This window comes from Pseudomonas sp. P110(2024), assembly GCF_057480795.1.
Genome location: NZ_JBLIYT010000001.1, coordinates 239,018 through 262,374, shown reverse-complemented (window position 1 = coordinate 262,374; position 23,357 = coordinate 239,018). Strand labels below are relative to the sequence as shown.

22 protein-coding genes and 2 pseudogenes are annotated in these 23,357 nt (G+C 65.3%); 14 read left to right on the top strand and 10 right to left on the bottom strand.

Going from position 1 to position 23,357, the window contains the following annotated elements:
* The first annotated feature begins 2 nt into the window (after positions 1 to 2).
* The 8 genes and pseudogenes from AC25ND_RS01285 to AC25ND_RS01250 form a co-directional block, all read left to right on the top strand.
* The gene (locus AC25ND_RS01285; RefSeq protein WP_486976019.1) at positions 3 to 1,160 is read left to right on the top strand and encodes a glutathionylspermidine synthase family protein; all 1,158 of its coding nucleotides are present in this window, start codon (positions 3 to 5) and stop codon (positions 1,158 to 1,160) included.
* A gap of 295 nt (positions 1,161 to 1,455) precedes the next feature.
* A complete protein-coding gene (locus AC25ND_RS01280) occupies positions 1,456 to 1,941 on the top strand; it encodes a formate dehydrogenase subunit gamma (protein WP_232853426.1) in 486 nt (161 codons plus the stop codon).
* Positions 1,935 to 3,479 (top strand): formate dehydrogenase beta subunit, encoded by a 1,545-nt coding sequence (locus AC25ND_RS01275; RefSeq protein WP_236180800.1) that lies wholly within the window; start codon positions 1,935 to 1,937, stop codon positions 3,477 to 3,479. Before AC25ND_RS01280 ends, AC25ND_RS01275 begins: the two co-directional genes overlap by 7 nt.
* Positions 3,476 to 6,352 carry a formate dehydrogenase subunit alpha gene (gene fdhF, locus AC25ND_RS01270; RefSeq protein WP_186597378.1) on the top strand — a complete coding sequence of 959 codons (2,877 nt, stop codon included), beginning with the start codon at positions 3,476 to 3,478 and terminating at the stop codon, positions 6,350 to 6,352. Before AC25ND_RS01275 ends, fdhF begins: the two co-directional genes overlap by 4 nt.
* On the top strand, positions 6,349 to 6,552 hold the full coding sequence (locus AC25ND_RS01265; RefSeq protein ID WP_028692692.1) for a formate dehydrogenase subunit delta: 204 nt from the start codon (positions 6,349 to 6,351) through the stop codon (positions 6,550 to 6,552). The genes fdhF and AC25ND_RS01265 overlap by 4 nt, the downstream gene beginning before the upstream one ends.
* A 145-nt stretch (positions 6,553 to 6,697) precedes the next feature.
* Entirely contained in the window at positions 6,698 to 8,515 is a 1,818-nt protein-coding gene (locus AC25ND_RS01260) for an ABC transporter ATP-binding protein/permease (RefSeq protein ID WP_088852600.1), read from the top strand.
* 73 nt (positions 8,516 to 8,588) lie between these two features.
* Positions 8,589 to 8,756, top strand: coding sequence for a YhfG family protein (locus AC25ND_RS01255; RefSeq protein WP_156329610.1), 168 nt, complete (start codon positions 8,589 to 8,591; stop codon positions 8,754 to 8,756).
* A gap of 2 nt (positions 8,757 to 8,758) precedes the next feature.
* Positions 8,759 to 8,923: pseudogene (locus AC25ND_RS01250) on the top strand (cell filamentation protein Fic); the annotation flags it as partial.
* A 483-nt stretch (positions 8,924 to 9,406) separates the two neighbouring features.
* On the opposite strand, the gene AC25ND_RS01245 reads toward AC25ND_RS01250, so the two are convergent.
* Entirely contained in the window at positions 9,407 to 11,347 is a 1,941-nt protein-coding gene (locus AC25ND_RS01245) for a methyl-accepting chemotaxis protein (RefSeq protein ID WP_062359646.1), read from the bottom strand.
* 583 nt (positions 11,348 to 11,930) lie between these two features.
* Here AC25ND_RS01245 and AC25ND_RS01240 point away from each other — a divergent pair.
* Positions 11,931 to 12,218: a hypothetical protein gene (locus tag AC25ND_RS01240; protein WP_036986696.1), complete on the top strand. Its 288-nt coding sequence runs from the start codon at positions 11,931 to 11,933 to the stop codon at positions 12,216 to 12,218.
* A 48-nt stretch (positions 12,219 to 12,266) separates the two neighbouring features.
* Here the strand turns inward: AC25ND_RS01240 and AC25ND_RS01235 are convergent, their stop codons facing one another.
* On the bottom strand, positions 12,267 to 12,716 hold the full coding sequence (locus AC25ND_RS01235) for a GNAT family N-acetyltransferase (RefSeq protein WP_088852056.1): 450 nt from the start codon (positions 12,714 to 12,716) through the stop codon (positions 12,267 to 12,269).
* A 35-nt stretch (positions 12,717 to 12,751) separates the two neighbouring features.
* Positions 12,752 to 12,953 (bottom strand): annotated as a pseudogene (locus AC25ND_RS01230) (helix-turn-helix domain-containing protein); the annotation flags it as partial.
* Between the two features lie 104 nt (positions 12,954 to 13,057).
* On the opposite strand from AC25ND_RS01230, the gene AC25ND_RS01225 reads away from it, so the two are divergent.
* Positions 13,058 to 13,429, top strand: coding sequence for a hypothetical protein (locus AC25ND_RS01225; protein ID WP_028692688.1), 372 nt, complete (start codon positions 13,058 to 13,060; stop codon positions 13,427 to 13,429).
* 18 nt (positions 13,430 to 13,447) lie between these two features.
* On the opposite strand, the gene AC25ND_RS01220 is transcribed toward AC25ND_RS01225, so the two are convergent.
* Complete coding sequence (locus AC25ND_RS01220) at positions 13,448 to 14,020, bottom strand: biliverdin-producing heme oxygenase (protein ID WP_028692687.1); 573 nt, start codon at positions 14,018 to 14,020, stop codon at positions 13,448 to 13,450.
* Positions 14,021 to 14,170: 150 nt separating this feature from the next.
* On the opposite strand from AC25ND_RS01220, the gene AC25ND_RS01215 reads away from it, so the two are divergent.
* The gene (locus AC25ND_RS01215; RefSeq protein WP_186597376.1) at positions 14,171 to 15,211 is read left to right on the top strand and encodes a DUF1176 domain-containing protein; all 1,041 of its coding nucleotides are present in this window, start codon (positions 14,171 to 14,173) and stop codon (positions 15,209 to 15,211) included.
* A gap of 211 nt (positions 15,212 to 15,422) precedes the next feature.
* On the opposite strand, the gene AC25ND_RS01210 is transcribed toward AC25ND_RS01215, so the two are convergent.
* The gene (locus AC25ND_RS01210) at positions 15,423 to 16,208 is read right to left on the bottom strand and encodes a sulfite exporter TauE/SafE family protein (RefSeq protein ID WP_023630744.1); all 786 of its coding nucleotides are present in this window, start codon (positions 16,206 to 16,208) and stop codon (positions 15,423 to 15,425) included.
* Positions 16,209 to 16,402: 194 nt separating this feature from the next.
* Here AC25ND_RS01210 and AC25ND_RS01205 point away from each other — a divergent pair, with 194 nt between their 5' ends.
* Entirely contained in the window at positions 16,403 to 16,780 is a 378-nt protein-coding gene (locus AC25ND_RS01205) for a RidA family protein (RefSeq protein WP_062359526.1), read from the top strand.
* A gap of 135 nt (positions 16,781 to 16,915) precedes the next feature.
* Here AC25ND_RS01205 and mcpA read toward each other — a convergent pair whose 3' ends face one another.
* Positions 16,916 to 18,802, bottom strand: coding sequence for a methyl-accepting chemotaxis protein McpA (mcpA, locus tag AC25ND_RS01200; RefSeq protein ID WP_028692685.1), 1,887 nt, complete (start codon positions 18,800 to 18,802; stop codon positions 16,916 to 16,918).
* 150 nt (positions 18,803 to 18,952) lie between these two features.
* Complete coding sequence (locus tag AC25ND_RS01195) at positions 18,953 to 19,831, bottom strand: LysR family transcriptional regulator (protein ID WP_028692684.1); 879 nt, start codon at positions 19,829 to 19,831, stop codon at positions 18,953 to 18,955.
* A gap of 100 nt (positions 19,832 to 19,931) precedes the next feature.
* On the opposite strand from AC25ND_RS01195, the gene AC25ND_RS01190 reads away from it, so the two are divergent.
* Complete coding sequence (locus AC25ND_RS01190) at positions 19,932 to 20,360, top strand: PACE efflux transporter (RefSeq protein WP_069016195.1); 429 nt, start codon at positions 19,932 to 19,934, stop codon at positions 20,358 to 20,360.
* A 29-nt stretch (positions 20,361 to 20,389) separates the two neighbouring features.
* Here the strand turns inward: AC25ND_RS01190 and AC25ND_RS01185 are convergent, their stop codons facing one another.
* Both AC25ND_RS01185 and AC25ND_RS01180 read right to left on the bottom strand, forming a co-directional pair.
* On the bottom strand, positions 20,390 to 21,367 hold the full coding sequence (locus AC25ND_RS01185) for a hypothetical protein (protein ID WP_182323783.1): 978 nt from the start codon (positions 21,365 to 21,367) through the stop codon (positions 20,390 to 20,392).
* 181 nt (positions 21,368 to 21,548) lie between these two features.
* Positions 21,549 to 21,992 (bottom strand): GNAT family N-acetyltransferase, encoded by a 444-nt coding sequence (locus AC25ND_RS01180; protein WP_186597374.1) that lies wholly within the window; start codon positions 21,990 to 21,992, stop codon positions 21,549 to 21,551.
* 99 nt (positions 21,993 to 22,091) lie between these two features.
* Between AC25ND_RS01180 and AC25ND_RS01175 the strand changes: the two genes are divergently transcribed.
* Positions 22,092 to 22,757 (top strand): isochorismatase family protein, encoded by a 666-nt coding sequence (locus AC25ND_RS01175; protein ID WP_186597372.1) that lies wholly within the window; start codon positions 22,092 to 22,094, stop codon positions 22,755 to 22,757.
* On the opposite strand, the gene AC25ND_RS01170 is transcribed toward AC25ND_RS01175, so the two are convergent.
* Positions 22,654 to 23,343, bottom strand: a complete 690-nt coding sequence (locus AC25ND_RS01170; protein ID WP_062359518.1) for a GntR family transcriptional regulator — start codon at positions 23,341 to 23,343, stop codon at positions 22,654 to 22,656. The two genes, AC25ND_RS01175 and AC25ND_RS01170, sit on opposite strands and share 104 nt — an antisense overlap.
* Between the last annotated feature and the right edge of the window lie 14 nt (positions 23,344 to 23,357).

Here is a 23,357-nt window from a genome sequence, read left to right as displayed (position 1 = left end):
GCATGCGCAAGATCAGCATCGACGAACGCCCGGACTGGCGCGCCACCGCCGAACGTGAAGGTTTCGCCTTCCACACCATCGACGGCGAGCGCTACTGGGACGAGCGCGGCTACTACCAGTTCAGCGAGGCCCAGGTCAGCCGTGACCTGGAGGCGCCCACGCAAGAGCTGCATGCCATGTGCCTGGAGGCGGTCGAGCGCATCGTCGACAGCGAGGCGTTGATGACCCGCCTGGCGATCCCGCCGGCGTTCTTCGACCTGGTGCGCCGTTCGTGGAAAGAGGGGCATCCGCACCTCTACGGGCGCTTCGATTTCAGCTACGACGGCCACGGCCCGGCCAAGTTGATCGAGGCCAACTACGACACGCCGACCTCGCTGTACGAGGCGGCGGCGTTCCAGCTGATCTGGCTGGAGCAGCAGATCGAGCGCGGCGTGCTGCCGGCCCATGCCAGCCAGTTCAACACCCTGGCCGAGGACCTGGTGCGGGCTTTCGGCGCCTTCGAGCGCGAAAGCCCGTTCTACTTCTCGGCCATCGCCGGTTCCGTCGAAGACCGTGGCACCACGGATTTTCTGCGCAAGATGGCCGGGCACGTGGGTATCAGCACCCGGCATATCGACCTGGAGGACATCGGCCTGAACGGCGAAGGGCGCTTCGTCGATCTCGAAGGCCGGCCGATCCCGCGCCTGTTCAAGCTGCACGCCTGGGAGCATATCTTCCACGAGGACTTCGGCCAGGCCATCGCCGGCTGCGATACCCAGTTCGTGGAGCCGGCGTGGAAGGCGCTGATCTCCAACAAGGGCATCCTGCCGCTGCTGTGGGAATGGCACGAAGGGCACCCGAACCTGCTGCCGGCGTTTCTCGACCAAGACCCGCGACGCCCGGTGCCCAAGGGCTGGGTACGCAAGCCGTACTTCTCCCGCGAGGGTGCCAACGTGGATATCCGCACCGCCGATGACCAGCGGGTGTTCGAGGACGGGCCCTACGACGATGCACCGTACATCCTGCAGGGCTTTGCGCCGTTGCCGAAGTTCGGCGACAGCTACACCCTGATCGGCTCCTGGGTGATCGGTGACCTGGCCTCGGGGATCGGCATTCGTGAAGACGACACGCTGATCACCAAGGACAGCTCGCGTTTCCTGCCCCATGTAGTGCTGGACTGATCGGCTGCGCTCCCACGCAGTTCCAGCCTGATCACAAAGTTACGTTTTGTACCTTCGATGATGGCACTTCCCGGTGGTCGGTTTCAGGACGCGCCGGGTCGCCCGCGCACAACCCCCTCGTGCAATAACTGCCATGCTCTGAGGATGCCCGTGGACCGAGCGCAGCTAGACGCCCGGCCATGGACAAGGAAGGTGCCCGGCCTGCCGCCACCGTGAGCTGGCCCGCGCACCACAGCTGAACACCGCCGGACCGCCGCCCGCCAACGGGCTGCCCCGGGATGCCGAGGTCTGCTGTATGCCTGATGACTTGAACCACCTGCCCTTGATCCAACGCGTCCTGGCCCGTGAGCAGGATACCGCCGGCGCCCTGTTGCCGATCCTCCACGCCATCCAGGCCGGCGCCGGCTACATCCCCGACTGCGCCGTCGCCGAGATCGCCCACGCGCTCAACCTCAGCCAGGCCGAGGTGCGCGGGGTAATCAGCTTCTACCACGATTTTCGCACCACGCCGGCGGCCCGCCATACCCTGCGCCTGTGTCGCGCCGAATCCTGCCAGAGCCGTGGCGCCGAGGCATTGGCCGCGCAGTTGCGCGAGCAGCTCGGGCTGGATGATCTCGGTCGCACCGAGGATGGCGCGCTCGACCTGCGCCCGGTGTATTGCCTGGGTGCCTGCGCCTGCTCGCCGGCCCTGGAGCTTGATGGCCGGCTGTACGCCCGCGTCACCCCCGAACGCCTGCGAGCGCTGGTGGACGCTTGCCGCGAGGAGGTGAAGGCATGCTGAACCTGTGCATCTCCTGCGATTCGCTGGCCCGCGCCGTCGGTGCCGACGAGGTGGCCGAGGCGTTTACCCGCGAAGCCACGCAGCGGCGCCTGCCGCTGCATATCAAGCGCACCAGCTCCCGTGGCCTGTACTGGCTGGAGCCGCTGGTGGAGCTGGACACCGCCCAAGGCCGCGTGGGCTTCGGGCCGGTCACCCCTGAGGATGTGCCCGGGCTGCTCGACGCCCTGGCAGGCGATCCCGGCAGCCATGCCCTGGCGTTGGGGCCTGTGGAAGCGATTCCCTACCTGAAGTCCCAGCAGCGCCTGCTGTTCGCCCGCGCCGGCATCACCCGGCCGCTGTCGCTGGACGACTATCATGCCAACGGCGGCTTCGATGGCCTGCGCCAGGCCACGCTGCTGGACGGCGATGAAGTGGTCGCCGCGGTGCTCGACTCCGGGCTTCGCGGCAGGGGCGGCGCGGCGTTTCCGGCGGGCATCAAGTGGCGCACCGTGCGCCAGGCGCCGGCGGAGCAGAAATACGTGGTGTGCAATGCCGACGAAGGCGACTCCGGCACCTTCGCCGACCGCATGCTGATGGAGGGCGATCCGTTCCTGCTGATCGAGGGCATGATCATCGCCGGCCTCGCCGTGGGGGCGAGCAAGGGCTACATCTATGTACGCTCGGAATACCCGGATGCCGTGCGGACCTTGAACGAAGCCATCCTGCTGGCCCGCGAGGCCGGGTACCTGGATGTCGCCGGCAACGGCGTGGCCTTCGACCTGCAGGTGCGGGTGGGGGCGGGCGCGTACATCTGCGGTGAGGAAACCGCGCTGCTCGAATCCCTTGAGGGCAAGCGTGGCATCGTCCGGGCCAAGCCGCCGCTGCCGGCGCTCGAAGGCCTGTTCGGCCAGCCGACGCTGGTGCACAACGTGCTCACCCTGGCCTCGGTGCCGATCATCCTGGCCAGGGGCGCGGCGTTTTACCGCGATTTCGGCATGGGCCGCTCGACGGGCACCTTGCCGTTCCAGCTGGCCGGCAATGTCCGCCATGGCGGCTTGGTGGAACGCGCCTTCGGCCTGACCTTGCGCGAGCTGGTGGAAGGCTACGGCGGCGGCACCGCCAGTGGTCGGCCGATCAAGGCGGCGCAGGTCGGCGGCCCGCTGGGCGCCTGGGTACCGCCCGCGCAGTTCGACACCCCGCTGGACTACGAGGCCTTCGCCGCCTTGGGCGCGATGCTCGGCCACGGTGGCGTGGTGCTGGCCGACGACACCCTGAACATGGCGGGCATGGCCCGTTTCGCCCTGCAGTTCTGCGCCGAGGAATCCTGCGGCAAGTGCACGCCCTGCCGGATCGGCTCGACCCGCGGTGTTGAGGTGGTTGATCGGCTGATCGCCAGTACCGACCCGGCCTACCGCGCCAGCCAGGCCGGCCTGCTGCGCGACCTGTGCGACACGATGCAGTACGGCTCGCTGTGCGCCATGGGCGGGATGACCCCGTACCCCGTGGTCAGCGCCCTCAAGCACTTCCCCGCCGATTTCGGCCTGGAGGCCGCGCAATGATCAACTACTTCGATCCCCGCAACGACATAGACCTGGGCACCCCGGAACGGATCAGCGAAGTGCAGGTCAGCCTGGTCATCGATGGCCGTTCGATCAGCGTGCCCGCCGGCACCTCGGTCATGCGTGCCGCCGCCATGCTCGGCACCAGCATTCCCAAGCTGTGCGCCACCGACAGCCTTGAGGCCTTCGGCTCGTGCCGTATGTGCATGGTCGAGATCGACGGCATGCGCGGCTACCCGGCCTCGTGCACCACGCCGGTCAGCGAAGGCATGGTGGTGCGCACCCAGACACCGCGCTTGGCCGACCTGCGGCGCAACGTGATGGAGCTGTACATCTCCGACCATCCGCTGGACTGCCTGACCTGCTCGGCCAACGGCAACTGCGAGCTGCAAACCGTCGCTGGCCAGGTTGGCCTGCGCGAGGTGCGCTACGGCTACGACGGCGCCAATCACCTGAGCGAACAGAAGGACGTGTCCAATCCGTACTTCGACTACGAGCCGAGCAAGTGCATTGTCTGCAACCGCTGCGTGCGCGCCTGCGAGGAGATCCAGGGCACCTTCGCCCTGACCATCACCGGGCGTGGCTTCGACTCGCGGGTAGCGGCGGCCGGCGGCGACGATTTCCTCAGTTCCGAATGCGTGTCCTGCGGCGCCTGCGTGCAGGCCTGCCCGACCGCCACCCTGAGCGAGAAGAGCCTGATACAGCTCGGCCAGCCCGAGCGGGCGGTGATCACCACCTGCGCCTACTGCGGCGTGGGTTGCTCGTTCCGCGCCGAGATGAAGGGCGAGCAGCTGGTGCGCATGGTCCCGGACAAGAACGGCGGTGCCAACCATGGCCATGCCTGCGTCAAGGGGCGTTTTGCCTGGGGCTACGCGACGCACCCGGACCGCATCACCAAGCCGATGATCCGCAAGCGCCTGGAAGACCCGTGGCAGGAGGTCAGCTGGGACGAAGCGGTCACCTATGCCGCCAGCGAGTTCCGGCGGATCCAGCTTAAGTACGGGCGCGATTCCATCGGTGGCATCACCTCCAGTCGCTGCACCAACGAAGAGGCGTACCTGGTGCAGAAGCTGGTGCGCACGGCCTTCGGCAACAACAACGTCGACACCTGTGCGCGAGTCTGCCATTCGCCGACCGGGTATGGCCTCAAGCAGACCCTGGGCGAGTCCGCCGGTACCCAGAGCTTCGACTCGGTGATGCAGGCCGACGTGGTGCTGGTGATCGGCGCCAACCCCACCGACGCCCATCCGGTGTTCGGTTCGCAGCTCAAGCGCCGGCTGCGCCAGGGCGCGCGGTTGATCGTCATCGACCCGCGGCGCATCGACCTGGTCGATTCGCCCCATGCCCGCGCCGAGCTGCACCTGCAACTGCGTCCGGGCACCAACGTGGCCATGCTCAACGCCCTGGCCCATGTGATCGTCACAGAGGGCCTGCTGGCCCAGCGGTTCGTCGACGCCCGTTGCGAGCCCGAGGACTTCGCCCGCTGGCGCGATTTTGTCGCCCAGCCCGACAACGCCCCCGAAGTGCTCGGCCCGGTGTGCGGCGTGCCCGCCGAGCAGATCCGCGCCGCCGCGCGGCTATATGCCACCGGCGGCAACGCGGCGATCTACTACGGCCTGGGTGTGACCGAGCACAGCCAGGGCAGCACCGCGGTGATGGGCATCGCCAACCTGGCCATGGCCACCGGCAACATCGGCCGCGAAGGGGTGGGGGTCAACCCGCTGCGCGGGCAGAACAACGTGCAGGGCTCGTGCGACATGGGCTCGTTCCCCCACGAGCTGCCCGGCTACCGGCATATCTCCAACGAGAGCGTGCGCGCCGAGTTCGAGCAGGCCTGGGGCGTGACCTTGCAGCCCGATCCGGGGCTGCGCATTCCCAACATGTTCGAGGCCGCGCTGGACGGCAGCTTCAAGGCGCTGTACTGCCAGGGCGAGGACATCGCCCAGAGCGATCCCAACACCCAGCACGTCACCGCCGCGTTGCTGGCGATGGAGTGCGTGGTGGTGCAGGACATCTTCCTCAACGAGACCGCCAAGTTCGCCCATGTGTTCCTGCCGGGCAGCTCGTTCCTGGAGAAGGACGGCACCTTCACCAATGCCGAGCGGCGCATCTCGCGGGTGCGCAAGGTGATGGAGCCGCTGGCCGGCAAGGCCGACTGGGAGGCCACCGTGGCCTTGGCCGGTGCCTTGGGTTACCCCATGCACTACCGGCATCCCTCCGAGATCATGGACGAAATCGCCCGCTTGACCCCGACCTTCCGCCGGGTCAGCTATGCCGAGCTCGACCGTCACGGCAGCCTGCAATGGCCCTGCAACGACGCCGCGCCCGACGGCACGCCGACCATGCACATCGACCAGTTCGTGCGCGGCAAGGGGCGCTTCATGCTCACCGGCTATGTGCCCACGGACGAGAAGGTCAACGGCCGCTACCCGCTGCTGCTGACCACCGGGCGCATCCTCAGCCAGTACAACGTCGGCGCGCAGACCCGGCGCACCGAAAACGTCGCCTGGCATGACGAGGATCGTCTGGAGATCCACCCCAGCGATGCCGAGAGTCGAGGTATTTGCGACGGTGACTGGGTAGGTATCGGCAGCCGCTCCGGGCAGAGCGTGCTGCGTGCCCGGGTCAGCGGACGGGTGGCGCCGGGGGTGGTGTACACCACCTTCCACTTCCCTGAGTCCGGCGCCAACGTGATCACCACCGACAACTCCGACTGGGCTACCAATTGCCCGGAATACAAGGTCACTGCGGTGGAGGTGGCCAAGGTGTTCGAGCCGTCGGAGTGGCAGAAACGCTACCAGCGCTTCAGTGACGAGCAGCGGCGCTTGCTCAAGGAGCGCCGGCAAGCGGAAACGGCGGAGGTGCGTCGATGAGCAGCGACAACCTGGTGAAGATGGCCAACCAGATCGCCCATTACTTCGACAGCGAACCGGATCACACCAAGGCGGTGCAGGGGGTGAGGCAGCACCTGCAGAGCTTCTGGACGCCGGGCATGCGCCGGCAGTTGCAGGCGTGGAGCGAGGCCCATGCAGGGGAGGGGTTGGACCCGAAGGTAAGGGAAGCATTGGGCTAGGCGTTCCGAGTGCTGCCTGTACCGCCCCTTCGCCGGCTTGCCAGCGAAGGGGCGGTACAGATTCAAGATGAAATGTCCTTCATTCTTACAAGGTTAATCCTGGGCCGGTGCTACGCTCGCGAAAACACCGTCACGGAATCTCACCATGGACATGAACTGGCACCAGGCCCTGCAAGAGAGCCTGAGCTGGCTGGCAATCGCCTCGTTGGTCACCCTTGTCTGCTTCACCATTACCGCCTTGCTGGCGGTGCGCTACACCCGTTGGGGGGCGCAGTTCTGGCAACTGGCCGGACCCTATTTCAGCTTGCGCCGCAGTTGGCGACCGTTGCTGGCCTTCGCCCTGCTGCTGGTCCTGACGCTGTTCGCGGTGCGCCTGAACGTGCTGTTCTCGTTCTGGTACAACGGCTTCTACAGCGCCTTGCAGGCACTGGACCAGACCGCGTTCTGGTACCTGCTCGGGGTGTTCGCGGTACTGGCGACCATTCATGTGCTGCGCTCGCTGTTCGCCTTCTACGTCACCCAGGCGTTCAACATCCGCTGGCGGGTGTGGCTCACCGAGCGCCTGACCGCCGACTGGATGCACGGCGATGCCTACTACCGTGGGCAGTTCCTCGCTGAGCCGGTGGACAACCCCGACCAGCGTATCGAACTGGATGTGAACGCCTTCGTCACCGGCTCCGTGTCGCTGGCGCTGGGGGCGGTGAGCGCGCTGGTGTCGCTGGTGGCCTTCACCGGCATCCTCTGGGGCCTGTCGGCGCCGCTGGCGGTGGCCGGCATCGAAGTCCCCCGGGCGATGGTGTTCGCCGTGTATGTCTATGTGCTGATCGCCACCTGGATTGCCTTCCGCCTCGGCCAGCCGTTGATCCGGCTGAACTTCCTCAACGAGAAACTCACCGCCAACTTCCGTTACGCCTTGATGCGCCTGCGTGAGAACGCCGAGAACATTGCCTTCTACCAGGGCGCGCAGGTGGAGCGGGGCACCTTGCTCGGGCGCTTCTTCGCGTTGATCGGCAACGCTTGGGCGCTGGTGTTCCGGAACCTCAAGTTCAGCGGCTTCAACCTGGGCGTCAGCCAGGTGGCGGTGGTATTCCCGTTCATCCTCCAGGCGCCGCGTTTCTTCAGCGGCGCGATCAAGCTCGGCGACGTGATGCAGACCGCCCAGGCGTTTGGCCAGGTGCAGGATTCGCTATCGTTCTTCCGTGAGTCCTACGACACCTTCGCCCAGTACCGCGCCACCCTCGACCGTCTGACCGGTTTCCTCGATGCCAACCAGCAGGCCAGCGAGTTGCCGCGCGTAGTTAGCGTGGATCAGGAACACGCATTGGGGATTCAGGGCTTGCAGGTGCGTCGCCCCGACGGCCACGCGCTGATCGCCGATCTCGACCTGAATCTGCACAGCGGCCAGGCGCTGCTGATCAAAGGACCATCGGGCAGCGGCAAGACCACCTTGCTGCGTGCCCTGGCGGGCCTGTGGCCTTATGCCGAGGGTGAGGTCAGGCGGCCGTTGGGGACGCAGGCACTGTTCCTCTCGCAGCGCCCGTACCTGCCGCTGGGCGACTTGCGCACCGCCATCGCCTACCCGGCACAGGGTGCGCCCGGGGACGATGCGCGCATGCAGCAGGCCCTGCGCCAGGTCAACCTCGCTCATCTGGCCGAACGGCTGGACGAGCAGCGCGACTGGTCGCGGATCTTGTCGCTGGGCGAACAGCAGCGCCTGGCGTTCTCCCGGGTGCTGTTCAACCGGCCACAGGTGGTGTTCCTCGACGAGTCCACCTCGGCGATGGACGAAGGGCTGGAGCATGCGCTGTATTCGCTGCTGCGCGCGGAGCTGCCGGCGACGCTGCTGGTCAGTGTCGGGCACCGCAGCACCCTGGCGGGGTTCCATTCCCATCGGCTGGAGGTGGACGGGCAGGGGGGATGGTCGTTGCTGGAGCAGCAGCCTGCGACGGAGGTGCCTGCCTAGCGTCTATACGTAGCACGATGCTTCTTTCGATCCGCTATAATCGCGATGTGTTCACCCATCAAGGTGTGTAAAGGTGAAAGGGATCAGCCTGGAAACCAAGAAGGCTTACTGTGCCAAGACACGTCGCTCTAACTATGTGGCCAGCCTGCGGCTAGAGGGGTTCACCGTGTCGCCGGACGCGGCTGAGCGAGAGCTTCCCACCCGGGAGGAACTGCTGCGTAAATACCGTAAGCAGAGCTGACGTTGGATAAATACGGGGTCGGGCAGGATGCATATTGCTATGCCGGCACCTCGGTTTTGCGCAATCGGCTCGGTATTCATGATGACGAGGAGCTGTGCAGGGCCGAGCGGGACTTCTCCGAGTTGGCCGCGAGCGAGATCGAATTCAGTCTGCCACCCTATGATCTTCGGCGCTGGAGCGTATTTTTCACCAATCCCTGGGTTTGTCGGCAATCAAGTGAAGTCCGATTTCCGCGAGCTGATTTACATTCGGTTCCTGGAGCGTAGGGATCTAGCTGTCAGGCAGGGTAGGTCGAAATTAGAGTAGGGAAAATAAATCTGTACACGTTTCGGTGCACTTTTCGCTTAACGGTTAAGATTGAAAGTTAGCGAACAGTGAACGCCCTGCGTTGATGCGTAGAGGGCGCCTGAATACAAACCGTATTCATTGGTTGGGCATGGTGCTCTCGAGGATGGCGTCAAGTTCACTGTAGTCGAGCCATGCGCAAGTTCTGTGGAGCGGCCTTGCCGAGGCGTCGGACCGGTCGGAAAGGGCCGCAAAGCGGCCCCGGCAATCTTTGCATCAACGCTGAAATCCTGGGGCTGCTGCGCAGCCCTTTTCGCGACACAAGGCCGCTCCTACAGGGCCCGCGTACAGGCTCAAGCCAAAAGTTACGACTTGAACCGCCCCACCAGCCCATTCAACTCATCCGACAACTGCGCCAACCTGCCGGAGTCAGCCTGGGCGGAGCTGGCCAGCCCCTCCACCAGCCGTGCCTCGTCGTAGATTTGCTGGATATGCCGGTTGATCTCCTCGGCCACGCTGTGCTGCTCCTCGGCTGCGGCGGAGATCTGCAGGTTCTGGTCGCGGATCTCGTTCACCGAGAGCTGGATGCCCTCGAAACTGTCCCGCGCGCTCTCGATCGACGACACGCTGGCGCGCGACAGGTCCAGGCAGCTTTCCATCTTTTGCGAGACCTCCTGGGTCTTGCCGCCGAGGGTGTTGAGCAACTGGTCGATCTCGCCGGTGGAGTCGGCGGTGCGCTTGGCCAGCGCCCGCACCTCGTCCGCCACCACGGCAAAACCACGGCCCTGGTCGCCGGCCCGGGCCGCCTCGATGGCGGCGTTGAGCGCCAGCAGGTTGGTCTGCTCGGCGATGGCGCGGATGGTGCCGAGGATCTGGTTGATGCTGCGGCTGCCTTCTTCCAGCTCGACCATGGCCTGGGACGATTCGCTCAGGCGCCGGCCCAGGCGATTGACGTTGTCGGTGGTCGCCTCTATCTGCTGCTTGCCCTCGGCCACCCGGCGATGGCCATGCTCGGCGGCGTCGGCGGCGCTGCTGCATGAGCGCGCCACTTCGTTGGCGGTGGCGACCATCTCGTTGAACGCGGTGGACACCAGCTCCACCGCCTCGCGCTGGCGCCCGGCGGCCTCGTTCATGTTGCCGGCCATCTCGCTGTTGCTGCGCGAGGCTTCATGCAGGTTGGTCGAGGCTGCGCCGATGCGCTGGATCAGCTGGCGAATGGCGGCGAGAAACTTGTTGAACCAGCCGGCCAGTTCGGCGGTTTCGTCCTTGCCCAGGACCTGCAGGTCGCGGCGCAGGTCGCCTTCACCCTCGGCGATCGACTGCAGGCCGATGCTGACCTGGCCGATCGGCTTGACGATCACCCGCGAGAACGCTGCGGCGACCAGGGCGAAGACCAGAGCCAGCACTATCACGATCAGCGCAGTGACATAGGTCATGCGCGTCGCCGCGGCCATTACCTCGTCGTATTCGATCAGGCCGACGAAGCGCCAGCCCAGGCCCGGTGAGGTCCATACGTTGGCCATGTAGCGCACGCCGTCGATCACCACCTCGGTGGAACCCTGGGTGGTGGCGGCCAGTTGCGCGTAGGGCGCGCCGAGCTCCTTGAGCTGCTTGAAACCGTGGCTGGCGTTGCGCGGGTCGACCAGCACGGTGCCGTCCTCGATCAGCATCACGTAGCCGCTGTCGCCCAGCTTGATGCTCTTGACCAGCTCGGTGAGGTTCTTCAGCGACACGCTGACCACGAACACGCCCTTGGCCTTGCCGGCCTCATCGAGCAGCGCCCGGGCGGTGCCGACCAGGGCTACATCGTCCTTGTCGTAGTAGTAAGCGGTGGTGCGCACGGTCTTGTCCGGGCTGGCCATGGCGGCCTTGTACCAGGGGCGGGTGCGTGGGTCGTACTTGGCCAGTTGCGGGTCGTCCGGCCATTTGGCGTAGCTGCCGTCCTCGAGGCCGATGGACAGGATCGCCGCCGCCGGGTGGGTGGTGCCGTAGCGGGCGAAGGCGTCGATCACCCGCTGCGCGGCCTCGGGCATCGGCTGGTTGGCGGCGTCGGCGCCGGTGTAGTCCTTGAGCGAGGTGACCGAGGTGTATACAGGATCCTTGGCCATTTGATCGACGTTCTGCAGCGTGCCATCGAAGAACTGGCGCATGTTGCCGTCGATCTGGCGGATTTCCCGGGTGCTGCCGTCGAGGAACTGGTCCACCGCCTCGCTGCGGATGTTCAGCACCGAGATCCCGCCAACCAACGCCACTGGGATGAAGGCCACCAGTACGAAGGCCAGGATCAGTTTGTTTTTTATTTTCATGGTGACGCCCATCCGTGAGAGTGAAGGGTGTACATGGCCGCTTCGATGGATTGGTGGCCACTTGCTACCTTTTTTGTTTCAGCGGGCGGAATATAAACCTTTAGTAGATGTTTCGTGTACAGGAAAATAAGAAATTGTCCTGACTTTCAGGGCAAGTAGTGGGGCAAATAGGAGGAGGTGCTTGGGAGCGGGCTTGCCCCGCGATAAGTCCAGGACAGTTGTTTCAAGCGGATTACTAAGACTTTCCCTATTTCATGTGGGACGTTTCCCAAGCATGCTTTTACGGCCTTTTAGCTGTTGTTCTGGCCAGTCGCATTCCTTAGTCTCGCCCTGTCGTTGCTGATTCAACGACCGGGTGTGCAAGCCCGAGGATGTGGTTCAAGTCGCTCAATGGCGGCTGTACGTGGGAGGCCTTCGGGCCTGCCGGGTTCCTACATCCACGGTCTTGCACACCCACGTACAGCTGCCTCCATCGTTCCGAGTGCAAGCGGATATCGGCAGCTCCACTGGCTATGTAGGAGTGCTGAACCATGCTGAAAATCGTGCCCGATCCACCCCGTGTCTTGCCCCGGGAGGTTCGCCCATGACCCTCGATACGACCCCTCGAACCTCCCGCCCCACCACGGCCCACGCCCATTTTGGCACCTGCCACGACGCCCATCCACCGATGTTCTCGGTGCATGCTGGTATTGATGGCGAGGATGCGCTGGTGTGCGCGGTAGCGGCCTTGCAGGCGGCCTACGAAACCAATGCCATGGCCCTGGAGAAAGCCAGCGAACCACTGCGCAGCCTGCTGGTGGCGACGGAGAACTCCCTGGAAAAAGGGCTGGCCTTGGCGTCGGCGGTGCTGGACGGGATAGAGCGAGGATAGTCGATGGCAGCGAGGGCCCCCTGTGCGGCCCGACCCTGCACCTGCCCGTCAGTGATCGAGCATCTTGTGATAGGTCACGAAGTCCTGCTCGGCCACATACCCCAGCGATTCATACAACGCTTGGGCGGCAAGGTTGGTCCGGGCGGTGTCCAGGCTCAACCGCTGCGCGCCCTCGGCCTGGAAAATATCGGTCAGTTGCTGCATCAGGAAGCGGGCATGGCCGCCCCTGCGGGCGTGCGGGGCAACGAACAGGTCATACAGCCAGTAGAAGCGCTTCATCGCCAGCGAACAGGTGGCCGGGTACAGCTGGGCAAAGGCGATGGCCTGGCCGTCGGTGTCCAGCAGCAGGTAGATGCGCGAGTTGCCGGTCTCCAGGTTGGTCTTGAGGAATGCGCGGGAAGCGGGGAGGTCATCCGCTTCCTGGTAGAACATCCGGTACTGGTTGAAGAGGTCCGCGGCGGCGTCCAGGTGGTGCAGATCACAGGCAATGACGTTCATGTCGGGGCTCGCTATCAGGCTGTCCAGCGCCCTTGCTATGTGGGGCGATCCTGCAGGATTTCATGAAACACATCCGGCCGTACAGATGCGATATGCAGTAGCGTATGTGCAGCTCCCGAAGGCGTGCGCCGGCGTGGTTCCCCACTCTTGCAATGTACGTACGCAGACGCCGAGCAGCTCGGCGAACTTCAGCTGGGACAAACCGGTCTTGCTCCGGGACTCTGCGGCTTCGGTCACGAGGGGTTGCCAGCCAATGCTGCGGCTTGCTGGCGTCCATTCAGGCCATTAGCATCCGCTTTCCTCACTCACGGCCCTGCGGCCGGCTCCAGGATCAAGGACGAATGTTGCCGTTGCTTTCCCGTTTCCTGCTGCACGCATTGGCCTGTGTGGCGTTTCCCTTCCTCTTGAGCCAGGGCTTCGATTTCTATCGGCAGCATGTTGGCCCGCCCATGGCGCGAGGCGTCAGCGCCGGCTTGGCGACGATGATGGTGTTCTACGCCTTCGTGCTCTTCAACCTGCTGATGGTGGCCATTCCAAGAGCGTCAATCCGCTACGCGCTGGCGTTGTTGCTGGTGCTTTTGGTGTTGGCGTTCTTCAATACCTTGCACCCGTTGCGGGCGCTGGGCTTCGCGCTGCTATGCGCTGGTTTGTGCGGGGCGGCGATCAGCATGACGCCCACGGTGACATCGCTGTTGAACAGGTGCCGCAGGTGAGTGGCCAAGCGCAGAGGATCAGCAGACCAGCACGCGTCGCTCTTCGAGCCATCGTTCGAAGCAGGTGAAGGTCTCGACCGCTGCCTTTACCGTCCGGGCCTGAGCGGCAGGCTCCGGATCGGCGCCAGCCAGTCGATCGAGGAAGCTGCGCCAGCGTACGCCGGTCTGCGGGCCGTAGACATCGAGAAACGCACCGCCGTTGTCGGCGTCGATCCCCAGGCGTTCAGCCATGGCACGCTTGAGTACCTGGCCGCCCAGGGTGGAGCCTTCCAGTACATACATCACGCCGAGTGCGCTGGCTTCGTCGTCGATACGAGGCAGGGTGTGGCACAAGGGCAGCGATTCGACATCGATGGCCAGGGCGCCCAGGTCGCGTGACAAGGCGGGTGTCTTGTTGCGTTCGGTGCCCTGGTACTCGGCCAGCAAGGTATCCAGCGGCGCGTGGAAGCCATGGTAGGCCCCGAGCAGGCGCGCATAGGCCGCCCGGTCGAAACCTTCGCTGAAGAACGGCAGGCGCGCCTCCAGCCCTTCGTGGCAGGCGCGGGTACCCTCGCGCAAGGCAAGCAACAGCGGGCTGACGGTAGCGGACATGGCGCAGGCTCTGAACAGGACGCCACCGATACTGCCAGATCCCATGGCGCAATCACCACTGCCGATTTTCCGCACCTGGCATTTGATCTGTGGAATCATTGCGCCGCCTCTGGAGTGGGGCTTTCACGGCTAAGACAGGAATGCAGCACGATGCGCGCAACAACAAGGAACTGGCTGGCCCTGGGGCTGGCGTTGCTACCGGGCCTGGTCGGCGCGGCGGAGCCAGAGCCGGTACCGGTGTACCGGGAGATCAAGGACTGGGTGGTGGGCTGCGACAACACGCGTTTCTGCACCGCGGTGCTGGCCGATCATCCGGAGAAGATGCGGGTGGGCATGCTGGTGCAGCGCGAGGCGGGCGCCTGGGGCAACCTGCACCTGACCCTGGTGGGCAGCACCGATTGGTCGGGCGAACCCCTGCTCGACGGCCAACTGCTGGTCGCCCCCTGGCGCATGACCCGCGGCGCCGAGACCACCCTGGAACTGGAGGGCGCCGATGCCTACGCCGTGTTGCAGCAATTGCGTAACGGCCAGCGCCTGGTGGACGACACCCGGCCAGGGGAGCGCGTGAGTTCGCTGCAGGGCCTGAGCGCCGTCTTGCTGCTGATGGATGCGGTGCAGGGCCGGGTCGGTCACTACAGCGCGCTGATGCGACCCGGTGACAGCGTCGCCGACACCCAGTTGCCCATCCCGGCCAAGCCCAAGGGGCCGGCCTTTGTGGCAGCAACGCCGCTTAGCGAGCAGGAACTGGCGGGCATCAACCCGGTAGTGATGGCCAAGGCGGCCGCCGAAGACCAGTTGAAGAACGAATACGATGTCGCTCCCAAGCTTGAGCTGCACGCCCTGGACGGCCAGCACGCCCTGGCGTTGCTCAGCTACAACTGCAACGACTTCCATTGCCTCTACGCGTTGTACAAGGTGTCGCGTAAGGCGCCTTACACCCTTGGGCCGCTTGAGTTCGAGGCACCGTCCAGCCCGGTGCTGATCAGCCGGATGCGCGATGCCATCGAGTTCTACCCCAAAAAAGGCGAGCTCCACAGCTATGCCAAGGACGACTATCCCGGCAGTTGCGGGGTCGAGGAAAGCTGGCGCTACGACGGCATGCGCATGCGCCTGGTCAGGTTGGCGCGGATGGACCGGTGCGCCGAAGTGGGCACTGACAGTTGGCCGGTACTATGGCGCAGCGAAGGCTGAAAGCGTGAAAGGGACGTCCGGGGCAACACCATGCAATGGATGAAACACTACCGTGCGGCACTGCTGCTGGCGCTCATGGCGCCACTGGCCGCGCAGGCTGAAAGCGCCCCCAGATCTGTGCATCAAGCTGATATTGCCGGGGCCGCTCTGCGGCCCTTTCCGACCGGTCCGACGCCTCGGCAAGGCCGCTCAGAAGGGCGCGAGGTGTGGTTCAGAACGCCAGCTTGTAGCCGATCAGCAGCAGCATGGTCGCCAGGCAAGGCCGCAGCACGCGGTCAGAGATGCGCCCGGTCAGGTGGCTGCCCAGGTAGATCCCCGGCAGCGAACCCAGAAGCAGGTAGCCCAGCAGTGACCAGTCCATGTTGCCCATGCCGGCATGACCGAGGCCAGCCACCAGGGTCAATGGCACGGCGTGGGCGATCTCGGTGCCGACCAGACGGCGGGTGACCAGGAACGGGTACAGCAGGAACAGCGCCACGGTCCCCAGCGCGCCGGCACCGATGGAGGTGAGGGTGACCATTACCCCCAGCACCACACCGGTGATCACGGTGAGGATGTTCAGGGTGCGGTCGCTGAGGTGGTAGTGATCGCCGGCATGCTTGCTGGCGAACGCCTGCAGGCGCGATTTGAACAGGATCGCCAGGGCGGTGAGGATCAGCACCACCGCCAGGCCTTGCTTGATGATGGCGTTCAGCGCCGAGGTATCGGTGTGCAGGGTGCTGAGGAACCACAGGGTGAGGGCGGCGGCGGGCACGCTGCCCAGGCTCAGCCAGCCGGTGATCTTCCAGTCGATGTTCTTGTTGCGGCCATGCACCCAGACGCCACTGGCCTTGGTGATGGCGGCATAGAGCAGGTCGGTGCCCACGGCGGTGGCCGGGTTGATGCCGAACCACAGCAGGATCGGGGTCATCAGCGAACCGCCGCCGACGCCGGTCATGCCGACGATGAAGCCCACAACCAGGCCCGCAATGGTGAAACCGAAAGAACCTACATCCATACGCTACTCGACTGCCCAGCTTGCCCGTGATCGGATGCTGCCAGCATATAGATTTTTTTATAGCCAAATAGACTTGTTCGTTATTAGGTTATAACCGCTGGCCTGTTCAAGATGTGCGACGGGCGTGCTGCAATCTCGATGAGTTCGCGCGCTGTCCGGCGGCACGTTCCAACCAACCCTGAAAGGAGTGTTCCATGAGCAATGACATCCAGCGTTTTCCCAGCAGCCTGCCGTTTCCATTTTCACGTGCGGTGAAGGCTGGAGGGTTCCTGTTCCTCTCCGGGCAGATTCCGATGAATGCGGCCGGCGAGGTGGTCAAGGGCGATATTCAGGAACAGACCCGCGCGGCCTGCGAGCGGATCGGCGAGAGCCTGGCGGCCTGCGGGGCGCGCTTCGACCAGGTGGTGAAGTGCACCGTATGGCTGTCGGACATGAGTCATTTCGCGGGTTTCAACGAGGTGTACAAGACGTTCTTCGGCGCGGCGTTGCCGGTGCGCTCCACGGTGGCCTCGGCGTTGGCCCTGGGCGTGGATGTGGAGATCGAGGTGCAGGCCTTCGTCGGGCAGGAATGACAGCGGCACCGTCCTAGGCGGTCAGGACGATGGGCTGATGCGGCGGGGCAGGGGAGATTGAGGTGGCCTGAGCGGCCGGTTCGCCGACAAGCCGGCTCCTGCAGTAGGAGTCGACTTGTCGGCGAAGAGCACGCCTTAGATACGGAAGCTGCCGACCAGTTGCTTCAGGCGCCCGGCCTGCTGGCTCAGGGCGTCGCAGTGGCGCAGGGTTTCGTTGAGGTTCTCCACCCCTTGCTGGTTCAGCGCGTTGATCTGGGTGATGTCCAGGTTCAGGCTCTCGACCACGGCGGTCTGCTCTTCGGTGGCGGTGGCCACCGACTGGTTCATGCCGTCGATCTCGCCGATGCGCTGGGTGACGCTGGCCAGGCGCTCACCGGCCTCGTTGGCCACCTGCACGGTCTCTTCGCTGGAGACCTGACTGGTGTTCATGGTGTGCACCGCCTCGCGCGAGCCGACCTGCAGGCTGGTGATCATGCGGTGGATCTCTTCGGCCGACTCCTGGGTGCGGTGGGCCAGGTTGCGCACTTCGTCGGCGACCACGGCGAAGCCACGGCCGGCCTCACCGGCACGGGCGGCCTCGATGGCGGCGTTGAGCGCCAGCAGGTTGGTCTGCTGGGAGATGCCCTTGATCACGTCGAGGATCTTGCCGATCTCGTCGGTGCTGGCGTTGAGGGTCTCGATCTGCTCGCAGGACTCGCTGATGCGCTCGGACAGGGCGGTCATGGCGCTGATGGCCTCTTCGACCACCTGGCGGCCACCGTTGGCCTGTTCGCTGGCGCCACTGGCGTGTTGCGAGGCATCGGCGGCGTTGCGGGCGATTTCCTGGGTGGCGGCGCCCAGTTCGTTGATGGCGGCAGCGACGCTGTTGGTGCGCATGCTCTGCTCTTCGGAGCCGGTGAGCGAGGCGTTGGAGGCGACCACGACCTTTTCCGACAGGTCATGCACCAGGCGGGTGGCCGAGGACACTTCGCTGATCGAGGCGTGGATACGCTCGACGAAACGGTTGAACGAGATGGCCAGCTCGCCGAACTCGTCCTTCTGCTCGACAGTCAGGCGGCGGGTCAGATCGCCTTCGCCTTCGGCGATGTCCTGCATGGCGCGGCCCATGGTGGTCAGCGGGCGCATCAGCACCGGGATCAGCAGGCCGAGCAGGCCGGCGATGACCGCCACGGCGATGAGCATGGCGATGATGGCCGAGGTGCGGAACTGGCTCAGCGGGGCGTAGGCTTTTTCCTTGTCGATCGACAGGCCGATGTACCACTGCGCCGACGGCAGGCCGTCGACCGGTGCGAAGGAGATGATGCGCTCCTTGCCGTCGAGGCTCACTTCCTGGATGCCGGTTTCCACGCGCAGCGGCGAGCCCGGGTAGATGTCCTTGAGGTTCTTCATCACCCGGTCCTTGTCGGGGCTGACGATCACCTGGCCATTGCGGTCGACCAGGAAGGCGTGGCCGATGCCGCCGAAGTCGACGGCGTTGATGATGTCGACCAGGGTGTTCAGGCTCAGGTCACCGCCGACCACACCGATCAGCTCGCCGCTACCCTTGGCCTTGACCGGCATGGCGATGGTCACCACCAGACCACCTACCGCCGCCATGTAGGGCGGGGTCAGCATGGTCTGGTTGGCGGCCACGGCCTGGGTGTACCAGGGGCGCTGACGCGGGTCATAGCCATCGGGCATCTTGGCGTCGGGGCGCTGGGTGAACAGGCCGGTGTTCTGGCCGAAATAGGTGAACTGGAAGTTGCTGGTGTACGACGGTTGGTCGACCAGGCCCGGCACGTTGCTGCCGGCACCCTGCTGGGCGATGTCCTGGGCCAGGTTCTCCAGTACCAGAATGCGGCCGCTCATCCAGTTCTGCACGCTGCTGGCGGTCTGCGCGCCGGCCTGGCGCACCGAGGACTCGATGTTCTGGCGGATGGTGTTGCGTTGCAGGTAGTCGTTGTAGAGGGTGAACAGCGCGAAGGCCAGTACGACGACGGCGCAGGCACTGAGCAGGATCTTGTGGCGGAATTTCAGGTTCATGTTTCGAGACCTTGAGCCAGTGAAAGGAGGGCGCCGCGTGCTTGTGGCACGGATGGCGGAGCCTGTTGCAACGCTATCGGCCGAGTCTGAAAAATGTTGAAAGACTAAATGTCGCAATGCTTGGCGCAATTGCCCTAACAGGGTGACAAATCATTTCGAAGCCAACAGGCTCACCAACATCCTGGCCGCCTGGCCGAGGGGTTGCTGCTTGAGCCAGAAGGCATTCACCGGCAGTTGCAGTTCGTTGCGGGTGTTGTGGAATTCCAGGCGCACCAGGCGCCCGGCGTCGATCAGCGGTGCGACCCGTGACAGGGGCAAATCACCCCAGCCCAGCCCCGCCTCGACCATCTGCACGGCAAGGTCCAGGCTGTCGGTGCGCCAGTGCGAGGTGCCGATCAGCGAGCGCGGGTCGGACAGTGGCAGGTCGCGGCTGCGTACCAGGATCTGTCGCAGGTTTACCAGGTCTTCAAGGTGACGGATGCGCCCTTCACGCAGGGCGGGGTGCTGCGGCGACAGCGTGGCCACCAGCGATTCGATGGCGATGTGCTGGAAGCTGCGCCGCGGATCCACCTGCAATCCGGCGAAGGCCAGGCACAGGCCGGCGCGGCCACTGTCGAGCAACTGCAGGGCCTCTTCCTGGGGCGCGGCGAGCAGTTCGATGTCCAGCAGCGGATAGCGCTCGCCAAGGCGGGTAATGGCTTCGAGCAACGGGCGCTGGTCGATGTCCGGGACCACGGCGATGGCCAGGCTGCTTTCGAGCCCACGCGACAGCTCCAGCGCGTGCACCTCCAGCAGCCCGAGCTGTTCGGCAATCAGTCGGGCATGGGGTTCCAGGGCCTGGGCCTGCGCGGTCGGGCGCGCCTCGCGCGAGCCGCGTTCGAACAACGGGTAACCAAGCTCCGCCTCGAGGTTGCCGATAGCCATGCTCACCGCCGAAGGCACGCGGCCGAGGGCCCGCGCGGCGGCGGAAAACGAGCCGCGGTCGAGCACGGCAAGGAACAGCAGGATGGTATCGCTGGAAAAGTTCATGGCAGTCTCCTTTCAGCAAATCTGAAGGCTACTTACTTTTCCTGTCAAATTTATTGATTCATCCTGCGCGCCTTCGTCATACCCGCAGCAAGGTAACTTCGTGCAAGGACTCAAACGCAAACTGGTCTACGTGACCTTCTATGAACTGATCGGCCTGTGCATGTCGACCCTGGGCCTGGCCTACCTGTCCGACACCCAGGCTTCGCACACCGGGCCCCTGGCGGTGATGATCACCACCATCGCCATGCTCTGGAACCTCATCTACAACACCTTGTTCGAGCGCTGGGAGAGCCGCCAGGCCAAGCGCGGCCGCAGCCTGGGCCGACGGGTGGCGCATGCCATCGGCTTCCAGCTGACCCTGGTGGTGTACTTGATCCCGCTGATCGCCTGGTGGCTGGACATGACGCTGCTTGAGGCGTTGCTGGTGGACCTGGCGTTCATCATCCTGGTGCCGTGCTACACGTTCCTCTATAACTGGGCGTTCGACCGGATTTTTGGCTTGCCGACCTCGGCAATGGCGACGGCCTGAGCCTTTTGCAGGCGCGCGTCGACTTCGCTTCAGGGGGATCGGTAGCCGAGCAAACTGTCCTCCACCTGCCCCGACAGGTAGTACACCCCGGCCATGGCCCCGCTCTGGCGGTTCTCCATCAGCTCCTGCCATTCCTGGTTCAGCGCCACATTGAGGATCACCCGCAGTTGCTCGACCATCTGCGGCTGTTCGCGGTCATGGGTGATGATGCCGTAGCCAGTTGCCGCCACCGAGATCAACGCCCCCGCCGCCTTGCCCACCGCCGCCGCGATCGCGCTGGCGGCGCCGCGCGGGGCCAGGGTGGCGCCGAGTTTTTCGCTGGCCTGGGTGGCCACCGACGACAGCCCTGCCTCGGTCTGCCCGGGGGCCTTGGCGGCCTGCTGGTGCAGGTGCTGGCGCAGGGATTGCCAGGCCGGTTGCTGGTCCAGCGACTTGGCCCGCAGCAGTTGATAGAGCGACGCGTTGCGTGCGTCCGGCGGCCCCAGGGCGATGATCGGGATGCGATTCAGGCGCTGGCTGAACTGCTCGGGCGGCGCGTTGTAGCGCTGGATGATCGCCGCCAGCTGCTGGCCGAGCAGTTGCAGGTACAGCTCGCTGGCGCGGTCGCGGATGCCCTCGGGGTTGATCTGCTCGGCCACCGGGTCGATCACCCGTTCGCGGTATTGCGCTTGTAGGTACAGGCCCAGGCGCTTCTCTGGCGGCTCGTTGCCGTTGCCGCTGTTCATCGTGTACCAGGCCACCTTGAGCGTGAGCCATTGCTGGGTCCAGTAGCCGGTGAACCAGGGGATGAAATCGTTCTCGGTACGCTGCTGTACCTGCTCCTTCCACACACGCATGGAGCGCCGGGCGTAGTCGTTGGCCGAGTCCGCTGCGGCGACCGAAGCTTCGATGATGTCCTGGTCGATGCGTTGCCAGGCGGCGGGGGGCAGATTCTGCGGGGGTGGCGGGGCCGGGGGACGTTTGCCTGCGCAGCCGGCGAGGGCCAGCAGGAGGCAGAGCGCAAACATCACGAGGATTGATTTCACGCGGATTGCCCCCTTGGCGAGAGGCTGGGTGATTACCCGAAGTATAGGTTTGTCTTGGCCAAGCCCGCTTCCACAGGGACCGCCACGCAGTACCTGTGGGAGCGGGCTTGCACCGCGATGGGCCGCAGAGCGGCCCCCTTTGCAGGCGTGAATGACGACATGCTCACCCCTCCAGCTTCAAATGCAGCAATGGGTACGGATCGCCCTGACCATCCACCTCGGAGCGGCCGACCTGAACGAACCCCTGTTTCAGGTAGAACCCCACCGCCTGCGGGTTCTGTTCATTGACGTCCACCTCACGCACGCCCAGCTCCTCGACCACGCTGGCCAGCAGCGCCTTGCCGATGCCCTGGCCGCGGCAGGCGGGGTCGACGAAGAGCATTTCCAGCTTGCCGTCATGCACCCCGGCAAACCCCCGGATATGGCCTTCCTGGTCACGCCAGGCACGCAGCTCGACAAAGCCCAGGTACTGCTCGCGCACCAGCGGACGCAGGCGCTCGATGTAGCCGTCGGGAAGAAAATCATGGGTCGCCCGTACCGAGGCTTCCCACAGATCGGCCAGCCGATCGAAGTGTTCCGCGCCCGCTGGCGCGATAGTGTGCTGCATGTTGGCCTCCGGGGCACTGTGATGATTCGACGGGTATGGTACGGCGTGCCCTGGTGCTGCGCTATGCTCGACGTTTCATCCCGCGTCCTGGAACGTCGCATGTCCGCTGAACCGATCCCCCGGGCCGAGGCCCTGTTGCTGGTGGACGTGCAATGCGCGTTCATGGAAGGGGCCGACGCCGTCCCCGGTCACCTCGCCCTGCAGACGAGCATCGCCCGCCTGCTGGCGCGGGCGCGGCAGGCCGGCGTGCCGGTGATCTTCCTGCAGAACGACGGCGCGCCCGACACCCCGGACGCCCCGCACACAGCCGGCTGGCAGTTGTATTTTCCGGCGGGTCGTGGCGAGTACGTGCTGTTCAAGACCGAGGACGATGGTTTCGTCGAGACTGGCCTGCAGGCCTTGCTGCACGAATTGGGTGTCCAGTGCCTGGCCCTGTGCGGCTTGCTCTCGGAAATGTGCCTGGCCGCCACCGCCCGCGCCGCGCTGCAACGGGGCTTCGAAGTGTTGCTGGCGCACGATGCCCACGCCACGTACGACGTGCCGCCCGGCCCGGGCGGTTCACCCGGCGTGTCCGCCGCCTTGGCGGCGCGGGCGGCGGAATGGTCGTTGGGTGATGAAGTGGTGGTCCTGCCGGATGTCGAGGCGGTGGCGTTCGCCCGATTCAGCCAGTCGGATCCAGATCGAGTTTGGCCTCAAGGCGGTCCAGATGATCATGCATCAGCGCCAGCGCAGCCTCGCCGTCGCCGCTTTCCACCGCATCGATGATCGCCGCATGCTCCTGCCACGCGCAGTGCTCGCAGCATGGTGACTCATAGCGGGCGATGATCAGCGAGGTCATCGGCACCAGGCCGTTGAGGAAGCGCGCCAGTGGTGCGTTGGCGGCCATCTGCGCCAGTTTCATGTGGAACTCGCCGCCCAGGCGGATCGCCGTGCAGCGTTCGCCGCGCTCATGGTGCTGGCGCTCGCGCTCGACCAGCTGGCGCAGTTGGCGGATCTGCGCCGGTCGGGCGCGCTGGGTGGCCAGGCCGATCAAGGTGGTCTCGGCCAGGCGCCGGGCGCTGAGTACCTGGCGCGCCTGCTCGGGGTCGGGCGCGGCCAGGTGCGCGGTATGGCTGGGGCGCTGCACCACCACCTGCTGGTCGGACAGGCGCCCGAGCACCCGGCGGATCACCGTGCGGCTGACACCGAAGGCATTGCCCAGCGCCTGCTCGGGCAGGGCGCTGCCGGGCGGCAGGCGCTGTTCTAGGATGGCGTCGAACAGCCGTGGATAGATCTGCTCCGCCGACAGGCGGGTCTCGCCGGCACCGAGCAGGGCAGGCAGGCGGGGGGCGGCTGGGGCGCAGGCGGTCATGGTCGCTCTCCTTC

Excerpts from the sequence above, each read along its gene's own strand:
- AC25ND_RS01220 (WP_028692687.1), bottom strand. The coding sequence starts at position 14,020 with ATGTCCGCTACCGTCAGCCCGCTGTTGCTTGCCTTGCGCGAGGGTACC.
- AC25ND_RS01205 (WP_062359526.1), top strand. The coding sequence starts at position 16,403 with ATGAGCAATGACATCCAGCGTTTTCCCAGCAGCCTGCCGTTTCCATTT.
- AC25ND_RS01210 (WP_023630744.1), bottom strand. The coding sequence starts at position 16,208 with ATGGATGTAGGTTCTTTCGGTTTCACCATTGCGGGCCTGGTTGTGGGC.
- AC25ND_RS01225 (WP_028692688.1), top strand. The coding sequence starts at position 13,058 with ATGTTGCCGTTGCTTTCCCGTTTCCTGCTGCACGCATTGGCCTGTGTG.
- AC25ND_RS01170 (WP_062359518.1), bottom strand. The coding sequence starts at position 23,343 with ATGACCGCCTGCGCCCCAGCCGCCCCCCGCCTGCCTGCCCTGCTCGGT.
- AC25ND_RS01245 (WP_062359646.1), bottom strand. The coding sequence starts at position 11,347 with ATGAAAATAAAAAACAAACTGATCCTGGCCTTCGTACTGGTGGCCTTC.
- AC25ND_RS01180 (WP_186597374.1), bottom strand. The coding sequence starts at position 21,992 with ATGCAGCACACTATCGCGCCAGCGGGCGCGGAACACTTCGATCGGCTG.
- AC25ND_RS01215 (WP_186597376.1), top strand. The coding sequence starts at position 14,171 with ATGCGCGCAACAACAAGGAACTGGCTGGCCCTGGGGCTGGCGTTGCTA.
- AC25ND_RS01280 (WP_232853426.1), top strand. The coding sequence starts at position 1,456 with ATGCCTGATGACTTGAACCACCTGCCCTTGATCCAACGCGTCCTGGCC.
- AC25ND_RS01240 (WP_036986696.1), top strand. The coding sequence starts at position 11,931 with ATGACCCTCGATACGACCCCTCGAACCTCCCGCCCCACCACGGCCCAC.
- AC25ND_RS01185 (WP_182323783.1), bottom strand. The coding sequence starts at position 21,367 with ATGTTTGCGCTCTGCCTCCTGCTGGCCCTCGCCGGCTGCGCAGGCAAA.
- AC25ND_RS01260 (WP_088852600.1), top strand. The coding sequence starts at position 6,698 with ATGGACATGAACTGGCACCAGGCCCTGCAAGAGAGCCTGAGCTGGCTG.
- AC25ND_RS01195 (WP_028692684.1), bottom strand. The coding sequence starts at position 19,831 with ATGAACTTTTCCAGCGATACCATCCTGCTGTTCCTTGCCGTGCTCGAC.
- AC25ND_RS01275 (WP_236180800.1), top strand. The coding sequence starts at position 1,935 with ATGCTGAACCTGTGCATCTCCTGCGATTCGCTGGCCCGCGCCGTCGGT.
- mcpA (WP_028692685.1), bottom strand. The coding sequence starts at position 18,802 with ATGAACCTGAAATTCCGCCACAAGATCCTGCTCAGTGCCTGCGCCGTC.
- AC25ND_RS01175 (WP_186597372.1), top strand. The coding sequence starts at position 22,092 with ATGTCCGCTGAACCGATCCCCCGGGCCGAGGCCCTGTTGCTGGTGGAC.
- AC25ND_RS01235 (WP_088852056.1), bottom strand. The coding sequence starts at position 12,716 with ATGAACGTCATTGCCTGTGATCTGCACCACCTGGACGCCGCCGCGGAC.
- AC25ND_RS01285 (WP_486976019.1), top strand. The coding sequence starts at position 3 with ATGCGCAAGATCAGCATCGACGAACGCCCGGACTGGCGCGCCACCGCC.
- fdhF (WP_186597378.1), top strand. The coding sequence starts at position 3,476 with ATGATCAACTACTTCGATCCCCGCAACGACATAGACCTGGGCACCCCG.
- AC25ND_RS01265 (WP_028692692.1), top strand. The coding sequence starts at position 6,349 with ATGAGCAGCGACAACCTGGTGAAGATGGCCAACCAGATCGCCCATTAC.